The 13193-nt window shown below is 69.7% G+C and carries 14 protein-coding genes and 1 pseudogene; 10 read left to right on the top strand and 5 right to left on the bottom strand.

The genetic code is table 11. The annotated features are described in order from the left end of the window. Positions 1 to 166 precede the first annotated feature (166 nt). Genes ACYVF7_RS06865 through ACYVF7_RS06850 form a run of 4 tightly spaced genes read left to right on the top strand, consistent with a single transcriptional unit; the run spans position 167 to position 3573 of the window. The gene (locus tag ACYVF7_RS06865; RefSeq protein WP_460336532.1) at positions 167 to 1060 is read left to right on the top strand and encodes an ABC transporter ATP-binding protein; all 894 of its coding nucleotides are present in this window, start codon (positions 167 to 169) and stop codon (positions 1058 to 1060) included. Beyond that, entirely contained in the window at positions 1057 to 1947 is an 891-nt protein-coding gene (locus ACYVF7_RS06860; RefSeq protein ID WP_460336529.1) for an ABC transporter permease, read from the top strand. The genes ACYVF7_RS06865 and ACYVF7_RS06860 overlap by 4 nt, the downstream gene beginning before the upstream one ends. Continuing rightward, a complete protein-coding gene (locus ACYVF7_RS06855; RefSeq protein WP_460336526.1) occupies positions 1944 to 2855 on the top strand; it encodes an ABC transporter ATP-binding protein in 912 nt (303 codons plus the stop codon). Before ACYVF7_RS06860 ends, ACYVF7_RS06855 begins: the two co-directional genes overlap by 4 nt. A gap of 1 nt (position 2856) precedes the next feature. Next, positions 2857 to 3573 carry an ABC transporter permease gene (locus ACYVF7_RS06850; protein WP_460336523.1) on the top strand — a complete coding sequence of 239 codons (717 nt, stop codon included), beginning with the start codon at positions 2857 to 2859 and terminating at the stop codon, positions 3571 to 3573. 180 nt (positions 3574 to 3753) lie between these two features. On the opposite strand, the pseudogene ACYVF7_RS06845 reads toward ACYVF7_RS06850, so the two are convergent. Next, a pseudogene (locus tag ACYVF7_RS06845) lies at positions 3754 to 4954 on the bottom strand (RNA-guided endonuclease InsQ/TnpB family protein). Positions 4955 to 5056: 102 nt separating this feature from the next. Between ACYVF7_RS06845 and ACYVF7_RS06840 the strand changes: the two are divergent. The 3 genes from ACYVF7_RS06840 to ACYVF7_RS06830 all read left to right on the top strand — a co-directional run bounded on the left by ACYVF7_RS06840 (position 5057) and on the right by ACYVF7_RS06830 (position 6514). Continuing rightward, positions 5057 to 5458 (top strand): hypothetical protein, encoded by a 402-nt coding sequence (locus ACYVF7_RS06840; RefSeq protein WP_460336520.1) that lies wholly within the window; start codon positions 5057 to 5059, stop codon positions 5456 to 5458. A gap of 96 nt (positions 5459 to 5554) precedes the next feature. Continuing rightward, a complete protein-coding gene (locus ACYVF7_RS06835) occupies positions 5555 to 6088 on the top strand; it encodes a DoxX family protein (RefSeq protein ID WP_460336517.1) in 534 nt (177 codons plus the stop codon). 9 nt (positions 6089 to 6097) lie between these two features. After that, complete coding sequence (locus tag ACYVF7_RS06830; protein WP_460336514.1) at positions 6098 to 6514, top strand: hypothetical protein; 417 nt, start codon at positions 6098 to 6100, stop codon at positions 6512 to 6514. A 10-nt stretch (positions 6515 to 6524) separates the two neighbouring features. Here the strand turns inward: ACYVF7_RS06830 and ACYVF7_RS06825 are convergent, their stop codons facing one another. From ACYVF7_RS06825 to rplM, 4 genes are all read right to left on the bottom strand, one after another. Next, positions 6525 to 6731, bottom strand: coding sequence for a dodecin family protein (locus ACYVF7_RS06825; protein WP_460336511.1), 207 nt, complete (start codon positions 6729 to 6731; stop codon positions 6525 to 6527). A 156-nt stretch (positions 6732 to 6887) separates the two neighbouring features. Further along, entirely contained in the window at positions 6888 to 8228 is a 1341-nt protein-coding gene (gene glmM / locus ACYVF7_RS06820; RefSeq protein WP_460336508.1) for a phosphoglucosamine mutase, read from the bottom strand. 174 nt (positions 8229 to 8402) lie between these two features. Beyond that, positions 8403 to 8909, bottom strand: a complete 507-nt coding sequence (rpsI, locus tag ACYVF7_RS06815; RefSeq protein ID WP_460336504.1) for a 30S ribosomal protein S9 — start codon at positions 8907 to 8909, stop codon at positions 8403 to 8405. A 32-nt stretch (positions 8910 to 8941) separates the two neighbouring features. Next, complete coding sequence (gene rplM, locus ACYVF7_RS06810; RefSeq protein ID WP_460336501.1) at positions 8942 to 9385, bottom strand: 50S ribosomal protein L13; 444 nt, start codon at positions 9383 to 9385, stop codon at positions 8942 to 8944. A gap of 347 nt (positions 9386 to 9732) precedes the next feature. Between rplM and ACYVF7_RS06805 the strand changes: the two genes are divergently transcribed. The 3 genes from ACYVF7_RS06805 to ACYVF7_RS06795 all read left to right on the top strand — a co-directional run bounded on the left by ACYVF7_RS06805 (position 9733) and on the right by ACYVF7_RS06795 (position 13038). After that, positions 9733 to 10434: a CAP domain-containing protein gene (locus tag ACYVF7_RS06805; protein WP_460336492.1), complete on the top strand. Its 702-nt coding sequence runs from the start codon at positions 9733 to 9735 to the stop codon at positions 10432 to 10434. A 38-nt stretch (positions 10435 to 10472) separates the two neighbouring features. Then, on the top strand, positions 10473 to 11621 hold the full coding sequence (locus tag ACYVF7_RS06800; protein WP_460336489.1) for a hypothetical protein: 1149 nt from the start codon (positions 10473 to 10475) through the stop codon (positions 11619 to 11621). 238 nt (positions 11622 to 11859) lie between these two features. Continuing rightward, positions 11860 to 13038 (top strand): hypothetical protein, encoded by a 1179-nt coding sequence (locus tag ACYVF7_RS06795; protein ID WP_460336486.1) that lies wholly within the window; start codon positions 11860 to 11862, stop codon positions 13036 to 13038. Positions 13039 to 13193: the final 155 nt, after the last annotated feature.

Below are 13193 nucleotides of genomic sequence, written 5' to 3'. Positions count from 1 at the left end.
GCCGGCGAGCGGCGGGGGCGGAGCGCTGTGGCGTGCGAGACGGCGACGGCGTCCGTACGGCGCGGCAGAGTCGGCCGAAGGACGGCGCGGAATCATCCCAAAGACGGGCGAAGCGTAGTGCCGAAGAGTGACGACGCGACTGCTGCCGCTCCACTAGGTTCGGATCATGTCCATCATCGCCACCCGGGGGCTCACGATGCGCTTCCCCGGCGTGCTCGCGTTGGATCAGCTGACCGTCGACATCGAGCCCGGAGTCGTCGGACTCGTCGGCGCCAACGGTGCGGGCAAGTCCACGCTCATCAAGATCCTCCTGGGCCTGCTCGAACCCACGAGCGGCCAGGCCCAGGTGCTCGGCTTCGACATCGCCCGCGAGTCCATGAAGATCCGCGAGCTGGTCGGCTACATGCCCGAGCACGACTGCCTTCCGCCGGACATGTCCGCCACCGAGTTCATCGTGCACGTCGCCCGGGTGTCCGGCCTGCCGGCCACCTCGGCGCGGGAGCGCGCCGCCGACACCCTGCGCCACGTCGGGCTGTACGAGGAGCGGTACCGCCCGATCGGCGGCTACTCCACGGGCATGCGCCAGCGCGTCAAGCTGGCCCAGGCGCTCGTCCACGACCCGAAGCTGGTCTTCCTCGACGAGCCCACCAACGGCCTCGACCCGGCCGGACGCGACGAGATGCTCGCCCTCGTCCGGCGGATCGGCAGCCAGTTCGGCATCAGCGTCCTCGTCACCTCGCACCTCCTCGGCGAACTCGAACGGGTCGCCGACCACCTGGTGATCATCGATGGCGGGCGCCTGCTGCGGTCGCAGGCGGTCGCCGCCTTCACGCAGGCGAGCGGCGTGCTCGCGGTCGAGGTCGAAGAGGAGATGGACCGCCTCGGCGAGCACCTCGCGGCGACCGGGCTCCGCGTCCACCCGGACGGCCGCCTGCTGCTCATCGACATCGCCGGCGAGACCACGTACGACATCGTCCGCGACTCGGTCGCCGACCTCGGCCTGGCCCTCGTCCGCATGGAGAACCGCCGGCACCGCATCGAAGAGGTGTTCTCGCAGTGACGAGCGTCATCCATGACATCGGGTACCGGCACTACGACGGCAGACGCCTCGGCCGGGCGTACGCGGTCCGGTCGCTGTTCACGTACAACCTGCGCGCGGCGTACGGGCTGGGGCGGCCGGTCAAGGCGAAGATCATGCCGTTCCTGCTCTTCGCGATCATGCTGATGCCCGCCGCGATCAGCGTGGCGATCACAGCGGTCGCGGCCCAGGTCGGAGCGGGCACCAACGTGAGCCTCATCCGCTACTCGGCCTACGCCATCTACCTGCAGCCCCTCATCGCGATCTTCCTGGCGGCGCAGGCGCCGGTGCTCGCCTCCCGCGAGCTGCGGTTCCACGTGACGCCGCTGTACTTCTCCCGCCCGCTCAGCCGCCTCGACTACGTGCTGGCCAAGTACACCGCCTTCACGACCGCGCTGTTCATCCTGCTGGCCACGCCCGTGACGCTCCTGTACATCGGCGCGCTCGTCACCAAGCAGAAGCACCTCGGCACGCACACCCTGCACTGGCTCGGCGGCCTCGCGGGCTGCCTGATCTTCGCGCTGGTGCTCGCCGGCCTCGGCCTCGTCGTGGCCGCGTTCACGCCGCGTCGCGGGTTCGGCGTGACCGCCGTCATGGCGGTCTACCTGCTCAGCACGACGGCGGTCGCCGCCGTCCAGGGCATCGCCGAGAACCAGACGCAGTTCACGCTGGCCCAGTGGGCCGGCCTGTTCGCGCCGTTCAACCTCGTCGACGGCGTCCAGGTTTGGGCGCTCCACGCGAAGCAGTCGGCGCCCGAGCCACCGCCCTCGGGCCTCGGCGGGGCGGTGTTCGCCCTGGTGTGCGCGGCCCTCGTCGCCGGCTGCGTCGCAATCCTCTACCTGCGGTTCCGGAAAGCGGGTTCCCGATGACCGTTCTGGAGATCCGGGACGTGTCCCGGTGGTACGGCAACGTCGTCGCGATCAACGGCGTCACCATGACGATCGGACCGGGCGTCACCGGCCTGCTCGGGCCGAACGGCGCCGGCAAGTCCACCCTGATCCACATGATGGGCGGCTTCCTCGCCCCCTCCAGCGGGCAGGTGACCGTCGACGGTCAGCGGATCTGGAAGAACCCCTCGGTGTACCGGCAGATCGGCCTCGTGCCCGAGCGGGAGAGCGCGTACGACTTCCTCACCGGCCGCCAGTTCGTCCGCGCGATGGCCAAGCTGCACCGCCTGCCCAACCCCGAGGCCGCCGCCGAACGCGCCCTCGGGATGGTGGAGATGGTCGAGCCCGCCGGCCGCGCCATCGGCACCTATTCCAAGGGCATGAAGCAGCGCGTCAAGATGGCCTCCGCGCTCGTCCACGACCCGCCGGTCCTGCTGCTCGACGAGCCGTTCAACGGGATGGACCCCCGGCAGCGGCTGCACCTCATGGACCTCATCCGGAAGATGGCCGCCGAGGGCCGTACGGTGCTGTTCAGCTCGCACATCCTCGAAGAGGTCGAGCGGCTCGCGCACCACATCGAGGTCGTCGTCGCCGGGCGGCACGCCGCCTCCGGCGACTTCCGCGCCATCCGGCGGCTGATGACCGACCGCCCGCACATGTTCGTCGTCCGGTCCAGCGACGACCGCCGGCTGGCCGCCGCGCTCATCGCCGACCCGTCGACACGAGGCGTCGAGCTGACCTCCGGAGGGCTCGAGGTCGAGGCCGTCGACTTCCGGCGGTTCTCGGTGCAGCTGCCGCAGCTGGCCCGGCAGGCCGACATCCGGCTGTGGGAGGTCTCCCCCGCCGACGAGTCCCTCGAAAGCGTCTTCTCGTACCTGGTGGCGTCCTGAGATGAACCCTGTCATCGCTTCGATCACGTTCCGCGCGATGCTGAGCCGGCGGCGGGCGCTGCTGCTGTTCGCCCTGCCCGCGCTGCTCCTGTTCCTCAGCATCGGGCTGCGGGCCAGCGGCCACAGCGACCTGGACAACGCCACGATGCTGCTGACGCAGTTCGGGCTCGGGGCGCTGCTGCCGCTGCTCGCGCTGCTCGCGGGCACCGGGGTGATCGGGCCGGAGATCGACGACGGCCAGATCATGTACATCATGACCAAGCCGATCGCGCGCCCGGTCATCTCCACCACGAAGTACGCCGTCGCGGTCGTCCTCGTCGTCGCGTTCGGCGTCGTGCCGATCTTCATCTCGGGCGTCATCATGAACGGTCTCACGGCCGGGCTGGCGACCGGGTTCGCGATCGGGGCGCTGGTCGCGGGCGTCGCGTACTGCGCGCTGTTCATCGCCCTCGCGGTGCTGAGCCGGTTCGCGGTGACCATCGGGCTGATCTACGCCCTGGTCTGGGAGAACCTCATCGCGCGGTACGCCTCCGGCGCCAAGACGCTGTCGATCCGCCAGTGGGGCATCAGCGTCACCGACATGGTCACCAACGCGACCGCGGTCAAGGCCGACGTCGGCACGTCCACCGCCGTGCCGCTGCTGATCGTCGTGACCGTCGCCGGCGTCGCGTACGCCGGCTGGAAGCTCCGCACTCTGTCCATCACGGGCACCGAGTAACGGACCCGAACCCGGCCCGCCAGCAAACCGGGAGTCGATGGGGGAGTTCAGGTGGTTCGGTCCTTTATAGGGATGAAAGGCGACTCATCAGCCCCACGGCCATAGGGCCGAGATCGCGTATGCTTCCGCCGCCGCCTCCGAAAGGCGTGGCGTTGGCTTCATCCCCTCCGAGGGGGACTCCTACGGCTCGCGCCGTAGGGCTTCCTGCTTCAGCGCCGACGGCCCCGTCCGGGAGGGATCCCGGACAGGGTCTTACACCGGCTCCACAGGCCGACACCGCCAGCCCGGCGGCCAAAAGGTTCTTCGCCGCGTTCACATCGCGGTCGTGGGTGATGCCGCACGCGCACGTCCATTCCCGGACCCCCAGCGGCATCGCCATTTGCAGGGTGCCACACGCCGAGCACAGCTTCGACGAGGGGAACCAGCGGTCCACCACGATCACTTGCCTGCCGTACCAGCGGGCCTTGTACTCCAGCATGCTGCGGAACTCGCGCCATGCCGCATCGGAGATCGCCCGGGACAGGCTGCGGTTCTTCAGCATATTCCGGACGGTGAGGTCCTCGATCACGATCGTTTGGTTTTCACGAACGAGCCGAGTCGTCAGCTTGTGCAACAAGTCCCGGCGCCGGTCGGCGATCCGGGCGTGGACGCGAGCCACCTTCCGTCGCGCATTCTCCCGATTCGCCGAGCCCTTCGCCTTGCGGGACAGTTCCCGTTGCGCGCGGGCCAGGCGCTTGCGGTCTTTGCGCTCGTGGCGGGGGTTGGTGATCTTCTCTTCCGTGGACATGGTGAGCAGGTGATCCAGACCCGCGTCCACACCGACCACCGCGTCGGTCGCCGGCAGCGGAGTGATGGTCGGGTCTTCCACTAATAGGGATACGTACCAGCGGCCAGCGGAATCCTGGGAAACGGTCACAGTCGAGGGCTCTATGCCATCTGGCAATGGCCTCGACCAGACGATGGCCAGCGACTCGGTCATCTTGGCCAGGGTCAGCTCGCCGTCGCGGAACCGGAAGGCGCTGCGCGTGTACTCGGCGGATTTCCGCGACTTCTTTTTCGCTTTGAAGCGAGGGTACTTCGCCTGCTTGGCGAAGAAGTTCATGAACGCCGTCTGCAGGTGGCGCAGTGCCTGCTGCAACGGCACGCAGGACACTTCATTCAGAAAGGCCAGTTCCTCGGTCTTCTTCCAGGCCGTCAGCAGCGCGGACATCGCGTTGTAGTTCATCCGCTCGCCACGGCCATGCCACGCCTCGGTACGGCTGGTCAGCGCCATGTTGTAGACCTTCCGCACACACCCGAACGTCCGGGCAAGCTCGGCGGCCTGCTCGGGCGTCGGGTAGAAGCGGTACTTCAACGCCCGCTTCACACGGCTGGTCGACATGGCGGCAAGCTAACAGCAACCCGCAGACAGCCACAGGCAGACGACCAATCACCCCGGCAAGTCGCCTTTGCTAGCCGATGTCAGAGGTCGTCCCCCGGCGCGGTGTACGCCGAGGACGTGCTGGCCCTGCCGTTCGACGAGGTGTGGGCGGTCGCCGCCGACCTGGAGCACGAGTTCCCGCACCTGCTCACCGATGTCCGCGCCATGCGGGTCACCCGGGCTGACGGGGACCGGTTCGAGGCGCTGGCGCGGGGACGGTTCGGGCAGCGAGCGCGGTTCGACGGCGTCCTCCGCCCGGGGTGGTGCTGGATGCAGAGCCGGTTCCTGCTCGGCGGGATGGCGGCGGTGGCCGAGGCGGACGGTACGAGGTTCGCGTTCATGGGTGCGCTGCGCGTGCCCGGCGCCCGGCTCGTCCATCCGCTGTCGCACGTCCTCGGCGGTTCCCCGGGTTCCGGCGTGATCCGGCGCATTGCCGAGCGAGCGGCCGCCCGTACGCGGGACTGACCCCCCGCACTAACGCCTTGCGGAATTCTCCGCGCTGTTGGATAGTTTCAGTATCCAAGATTGGATAGTGACACTATCCGCTGTGATCGGAGAACCATGGTCTACCTCGTTCTCGCCGGTGGCCTGCTCGGCTTCCGCCTGCTCGGGGCGCTCGGCGTACGCCGCTTCGGCGACTGGTCGTCCAGTGCCGCGCACGCGCTGGCGCTCATGCTCGTCATGACCGCGAGCGCGCACTTCGTTCCGGCGAGCGTCACCGCGATGCCGAACCACGCGGACCTCGTCCGGATGGTTCCGCCGTTCGTGCCGTTCGCCGACGCGATGGTGTACCTGACGGGTGTCCTCGAGCTCCTGGGCGCCGCCGGACTGGTGATCCCGGCGACGCGCCAGGCCGCCGGTTTCGCGCTGGTCGCGCTGTTCGTCCTGCTGCTCCCCGCGAACGTCTACGCGGCCGTCGACCACGTGCCGTTCCACGGCGACAAGCCGACGTCCCTGTGGACGCGCATCCCCGAGCAGGTCCTGTACATCGCCGTCGCCGTCTGGGCGACCCGATCGGCCGACGGCACGGCGCTCCGGCGCCTCACTCAGCGCTTGCGCGGCGGCTCGGCCGACCTGGCGCCCGCGTCCCGCTAGGAGATCCCCATGCACGCTCTGACCCTCAGCACCGAGTCGCGGATGATCGCCGGCGCCGTGCTGCTCACCATCGTCACCATCGAATTCGGCGGCTGGTTCATGACCAAGATCGCCCGTGGTGGGGTGCCGATGACCGACTTCCAGAAGGCCTTCGCGCGCGCCGGCCACGGGCACGCCGGGGTCCTCGTGCTGCTCGGTCTGATCGGCCTGCTCTACGCGGACGCCACCGGCCTGAGCGGCGTGCTGCTGTGGGTGGCCCGGCTGGGCGTGCCCGTCGCGGCGATCCTCATGTCGGCGGGATTCTTCGCCGCCTCGGCGGGACGCGACGCCACCGGGCCCAACCGGTTCATCTGGGTGGTGTGGGCGGGAGCGCTCTCCCTCGCCGCGGGCGTACTCAGCCTCGGCGTTGGGCTGCTGACGGCCTGAGCCCGGCTCGTCACTCCAGAACGAAGGTGACCAGCATGTTCACCTTGTAACCGGTGATCTCACCGCTCGCGGACAGCATCACCTGCTGCTCCTTGATCCATGCGGACTGGAGCTTGCGCAGCGTCTCCGCCGCCCGGCTGATGCCGACCTTCACCGCGTCCTCGAAACTCTTCTCCGAGATGGCGCTGATCTCGGTGACACGCGCAACTGATGCCATGGGTGCCCGACCTTCGTCTCATGGGTGACCGCCGCTCGACGGCACAGCCGTCGTGATCGACGTCTACCCGCACCCACGCTGAGCGTATCGGCCGCCTACGTAAAGTGATGACGATGCTCGAAGCACCCGGGACGCCCGGTGGTCAGAGAGCGGTGGTCAGAGAGCGGTTCGGACGACCTCGGCGAGGCGCTCGGCGACGGTGCGGGCCTGGTCCGTCTCGGGGGCCTCGACCATGACGCGGACCATCGGCTCGGTGCCGCTGGGACGGATCAGCACCCGTCCGCTGTCGCCGAGCTCGGTCTCGGCGGCCTCGACCGCGGCGGCCAGCTCCGGGGACGTCTTCGCCTTGGACTTGTCGATGCCCTTGACGTTGATGAGCACCTGCGGCAGCCGGGTCATCACCTTGGCGAGCTCGTCGAGCGGGCGGCCCCGGCGGGCGACGGCGGCCACGAGGTGCAGACCGGTGAGCACGCCGTCGCCGGTGGTGGCGTGGTCGAGCATGATGACGTGGCCGGACTGCTCGCCGCCGAAGGCGTATCCGCCGGCCTTCATCGCCTCCAGGACGTAGCGGTCGCCGACGGTCGTCTCGACGACGCTCAGGCCCTGGTCGCGCATCGCGAGCTTGAACCCGAGGTTGGACATGACCGTGGCGACGACCGTGTCACCGGGCAGCTTGCCGGCCTCCCGCAGCTCGAGCGCGAGGATCGCCATGATCTGGTCGCCGTCGATGGCCTCACCGGAGGCGGTGACGGCGAGGCAGCGGTCGGCGTCGCCGTCGTGGGCGATGCCGACGTCCGCGCCGTGCTCGAGCACCGCGCGGCGCAGCCGCTCCAGGTCGGTGGAACCGTAGCCGTCGTTGATGTTCAGGCCGTCGGGCGAGGCGCCGATGGCGACGACGGACGCGCCGGCGCGGCGCAGGACCTCCGGGGAGACGCTCGAGGCGGCGCCGTGGGCACAGTCGACGACGACGCGCACGCCGTCCAGGGAGCCGGACAGCGTCGACAGCAGGTGGGCGATGTAGCTCTCGACCTCACCCTGCGCGTCGCGAACCCGCCCCACACCGGCGCCGGTCGGGCCGGCCCACTCCTGGCCGAGGTGGGCCTCGATCTGGTCCTCGATGTCGTCGGGGAGCTTGTGCCCGCCGCGCCCGAAGAACTTGATGCCGTTGTCGGGCGCGGGGTTGTGCGACGCGGAGAGCATGACGCCGAGGTCCGCGCCGAGCGACTGGGTGAGGTACGCCACGGCGGGGGTGGGGAGCACGCCGAGCCGGAGGACGTCGACGCCGGCGGACGCGAGGCCGGCGACGACGGCGGCCTCGAGGAACTCACCGGAGGCGCGCGGGTCCCGGCCGACCACCGCGACGGGCCGGTGTCCCTCGAACGCGCCGACCTCGCCGAGGACGCGGGCGGCCGCGACCGACAGGTCGAGCGCGAGGTGAGCCGTCAGGTCGCGATTCGCGACCCCGCGTACGCCGTCGGTCCCGAACAGACGCGCCACTACAACACCCCACGATCGAAAGCACGGACTGGCCGCGCCCCGATCCGCTCGCCGAGACGCGACCGCGGAAGAAAAGCGATCAGCGGCCCCGCCGCGTGGCGGGACCGCCGAGATCCTGTCCGCCGACCCGGGCCGCCACACGGGCGGAACCGACGGAGCGGCGGACAGGCAGGATCAACGCTTGCTGTACTGCGGAGCCTTACGGGCCTTCTTGAGGCCGTACTTCTTCCGCTCCTTCGCCCGCGCGTCACGGGTGAGGAAGCCGGCCTTCTTCAGGGCCGGGCGGTTGTCGGGGTCGACCAGCTGCAGCGCGCGGGCGATGCCCAGCCGCAGCGCGCCGGCCTGGCCGGTGACGCCGCCGCCGCCGACGCGGGCGATGACGTCGAACTGGTCCTCAAGGCCGAGGGTCACGAACGGCTCGTTCACGACCTGCTGGTGGACCTTGTTGGGGAAGTACGTGTCCAGGGAACGGCCGTTGATCGTCCACTTGCCGGAGCCCGGGACGATGCGGACGCGCGCGATGGCCTCCTTGCGGCGGCCGGTGCCGGCGGCCGGGCCGGTCAGCACCGGGCGAGGAGCGTCTTCGGCGACGACCTCCGCGGACTCGGAGGTGTAGTCCCCCACGTACTCTTCGAACTCGGCGCCCTCAAGGGGCGTCTCGACACCGGTGGGCTCGGCCACGGTACTCCTCAGATCTCTTTCGATGCCGCGCGTTACTGCGCGATCTGCTTGATGTCGTAGGGAACCGGCTGCTGCGCCTGGTGCGGGTGGTTCGGGCCGGCGTAGACCTTCACCTTGCTGGCCATCTTGCGGCCCAGCGAGTTCTTGGGAAGCATGCCCTTGATCGCCTTTTCCACCGCACGCTCGGGGTTCTTCTTCATCAGCTCGCCGTAGCCGATGGAACGCAGACCGCCCGGGTAGCCCGAGTGACGGTAGGCCTTCTTCTGCTCGAGCTTCTTGCCCGACAGCGCCACCTTGTCGGCGTTGATGATGATGACGAAGTCACCCGTGTCGAGGTGCGGGGCGTAGATCGGCTTGTGCTTACCCCGCAGCAGTGTCGCGACCTGGCTGGCGAGCCGACCCAGCACGACATCGGTCGCGTCGATGACGTGCCACTGACGCTGAACGTCAGCGGGCTTAGGGGTGTAGGTGCGCACGGTCGTAAGCCTTCGTTTCGTGGTCTGACAACAGAGACTGGGTCCGCCGGACGGCCTCTGCCGCCGCAGGCCCGGTGGGTCGAGCGACCCGATCACGGGCACGCTGACGCACACAACGAACTAGCAGAATACCGGCCCACACGCCAACGGGCAAAGCGAGCGCCGCGAGCCGCCCTTCCCGAGTGCTGTGCGCCGTCCTTCCGTCGTCAGATGCGACGATCGTACGGCTGTCCCTCTTGGACACCATATACCTGGGAGTATCCGAGAACGTCGGACTTGGTGCGCTTCGCAGGCATATAGTGCTGGTCCTCCGCAGCCCCCAGGAGGATCCCCTGTCCGCGAAGCGCGTGAAACGCCGCGTCCAGGCATTCGTGTTGCTGGCGATCGCGGTCTTCGTCTCGGGCGGCTTCGCCGCCCGGTCTCTCTGGAGCGCCGCGCAGCGGCAGTCTCCGTCGCCGGCCACCAGCCCCGCTCGCGACCTCGTCGTTCCCCCCAGCCCCCAGGGCGCGGCGGTCCACCCTTCCACCCCCAGCGCGAGCCCGTCCGCGACGCCCCGCCGGTCCAAGAGCCCGGCCAAGAAGCGGAAGTCGCCCTCGCACAGCGCCACTCCGCACGCCACCCGCTCGGCCAAGGCCGCCGCCCCGCCCGCGAGCGGAGGGACATCGGCCGCCGCCCGCGCGGAGAGCGAGGCCGTCCGCCTCACCAACGTCCAGCGCGCCCAGCACGGCTGCACGGCCCTGCGGGTGGACACGCAGCTGCGGACCGCGGCCCGGCTGCACTCCGCGGACATGCGTGACCGAAATTACTTCGACCACAACTCGCCGGACGGGCGGAGCCCCTGGGACCGCATCAAGGCGGCCGGGTACACGACTCCCGGCGCAGAGAACATCGCGAAGGGTTACCCGACCGCGGCGGCCGTTCTCCAAGGGTGGATGAACAGTCCGGGGCATCGGGCGAACATCCTTAACTGCAAGCTCAAGGCCGTCGGAATCGGCGTCGCATACGGCTCTGGCGGCCCTTGGTGGACGCAGGACTTCGGCTATCAGTGAGCGTCTGATCACGCATTCGACCAGGTAGGGTCGCCTTCATGGCTTTTCCGGGTGATAAACAGCAACCCGGCGGCTGGGGCCCCCCGCAGCCGCCGCAGTCGCAGTACGGCCCGGCCGAGGACCAGGCCACCGGCAGCGGCTCTCTATTCGATCGCCCGTACGGCACCGGCGCTCGCCAGAACGAGGAGCCCGCGAACCAGTACGGCGGCCCGCCCTCGTACGACCAGGCCTCCCCCTACGGCGCTCAGCAGCCGAGCGGACCCGACCAGGAGACACGGTCCTACGGCCAGGAGGCCGGTGGCTGGGACAACAACTCCGCGGCAGGCCCGTACGGGGGTGGAGCGGGCGGCTACGGGCCCCCTGGAGGCCCCAGCCGGTACGGCGACGTCCCGGGCGGGTACGGCGAGGACGCGGCGTCCTTCGCCCCCGGCGGCGAGGAGCGGTCCGGCTCCGGCAAGAAGCCCCTGATCATCGGTGCCGCCGTCGTCGCCGGTGTCGTGGTCCTCGGCGGTGGAACGGCCCTGGCGCTGTCCGGCGGCGGCGGTGACGACAAGCCGAACCCCTCCGCGACGACCAGCAAGGCGGCCGCCGCCCCGAAGCAGTCGCCGACGGCGAACCCGACGCCCTCGACGACCGAGACCGGAAAGGGTGAGCGGCTCGCGAGCCGGGCGACCGACCCGAAGCCGCTGACGCTGAGCGAGGTCTTCAAGAACAAGACGTTCAAGTTGGGCGGCCGCAACTACGTGCTGACGACCCGCCGCGCGGACACCAACTGCGCGAAGGGCGTGAACGGCACGACCTTCACCAAGGCCATCAAGCGGGCGGGCTGCACCCAGGTGCTGCGGGCGACGTTCAGCAACGGCAAGTTCATCGGCACCATCGGCGTGCTCAACCTCAAGACGGACAGCGTGGCCAGCGCCGCACAGAAGGCGTCCCGCCCAAAGGACGCGTATATCGTGCCGCTGCCGGGTGCGGGGAGCACCAGCAAGATCGGTAAGGGCCTGTCGCTCACGACCGCCGATCCCGAGGGCCATTATCTGATCATGAGCTGGGTGCAGTACCCGGACGGAAAGAAGATCGCCACTAGCGATTACTCCGGCGTCACCGCGTTTGTACAGAATGCGACAGTAGGTAGCAATCTGCGACCAGCCCTGAACTATCGGTCAATGGTTGGCAAACCGGCATAATGAACGCCATTCGCTAATAATCTAGTGACCCATGTCTGGCCGTGACGAGAGTTTCGTACCGTCCGAAAAGGAAGGGCCGGAGCCTCCGCCGCCGTATCCGCCGCCCCCGGCACCGCCGGGGTCGGGCGGCGGCGGCGTCCCGGACGAGGCCCCCCTCGTCACCCCCCAGACCGCCGAAGCGCCGCCGGGCGACCCGGCCCCTACCGGACCGCCCCCGACGCCCGACGTCGAGGAGAGCATGACCGCGCCACCCCCGCGCCCCGGGCATTTCCCTCCCGATCCGGACGCACACACGACCGTGTCCTTCGCGACCCCGTACGGCTCCGCTCCGTCCGGCCAGGCCGCCGGGGCGGCATCCCCGTCCCCGTTCGCGGACACGGCCGCTGACGCGGCCGAGAAGACCGTGACGGACGTGCTGGAGCCGGAGCCGAGCATGTCGGTGGCGCGCCGCGACGGCGAACCGCCGCTGTCCGCGGCGGAGAGCACCACCCCTCCGCTCACCCCCGACGCGATCCTCCCGCCAGGGACGGTCCCGGACGAGGACACGGCGCCGGAGCCCGAGCCCGAGATGGACGCCACGCGGCCGACGCCTCAGATCGGCTCCGGAGAGCCCGGCGGGCCCCGCGGGCCGCACGGACCCCGCCGGCCCCGCTGGTCGGGGCGGGGCGTCGCCGGTGTGCCCGGGGCGGTCCTCATCGGCGGCGGTGCCTTGGCGGCGCTCCTGCTCGGGGCGAGCGGTGTCCTCGCCTACACGACGATGTCCGACGACGCGCCGAAGAAGCACACGGCCGCCCCGCCGACGCATGCCACACAGCCGACGCCCACGCCCGTCGTGACCTCTCCGACGCCCGCCAAGACGTCCGAGAAGCCCAAGCCCAAACCCAAGCCGACCCCCATCGACATCAGGGACGAGAAGAAGGATCCCCAGCCCCTGAGCGTCAACGAGGTCTTCCCCAATACCAAGATCAAGGTGGCCGGGCACACCTTCGTCCTGATGAAGACCGTGCCCAACAACCAGTGCGACCTGACCGCCAACGGAGCGTTCAGCCAAGAGCTGACCCGTCAGCACTGCCGCAGGGTCGTCCGGGCGACCTTCGTCTCCGACGACAAGAAGATCGCCGTGACCACCGGCATCGCGGCGATGCCGACGGACGCCGCCGCCGCGTCCGCGATGAAGGCCCAGGACATGGCGCACTACGAGTGGTTCCGCGGCATGAAGGCGACCGACGCCCCCAAGATCGACCAGGGTGGCGGATACCCGGTGAGCATGCAGCGCGGCCGCTACATCATCTACGCGTACGCCATGTACGCCGACGCGCACAAGCCGAAGCCGGACGACAAGACCCTCAAGGACGTCAGCACGGGCTTCCGCGACACGACGATCAAGCCGATCGAGGCTCGCCAGAAGGGCGACTGAGCGGGACGGGCAGGCGGCGCGCCGGCCCGTACGGCGCCGGAACGACCGACGGCTCACTTGGCCTGAGTACACCGGCCATCACGACGCTTGGTCTGAGTGCACCGGCCATCACGACGACTGGCCTGAGTACACCGGCCATCACGACGACGCCGCGT

The sequence above is a fragment of the Actinoallomurus acanthiterrae genome, from assembly GCF_054775715.1.
Note: the sequence above shows the minus strand (reverse complement) of the source record. Positions and strands in the feature narration are given on the sequence as shown.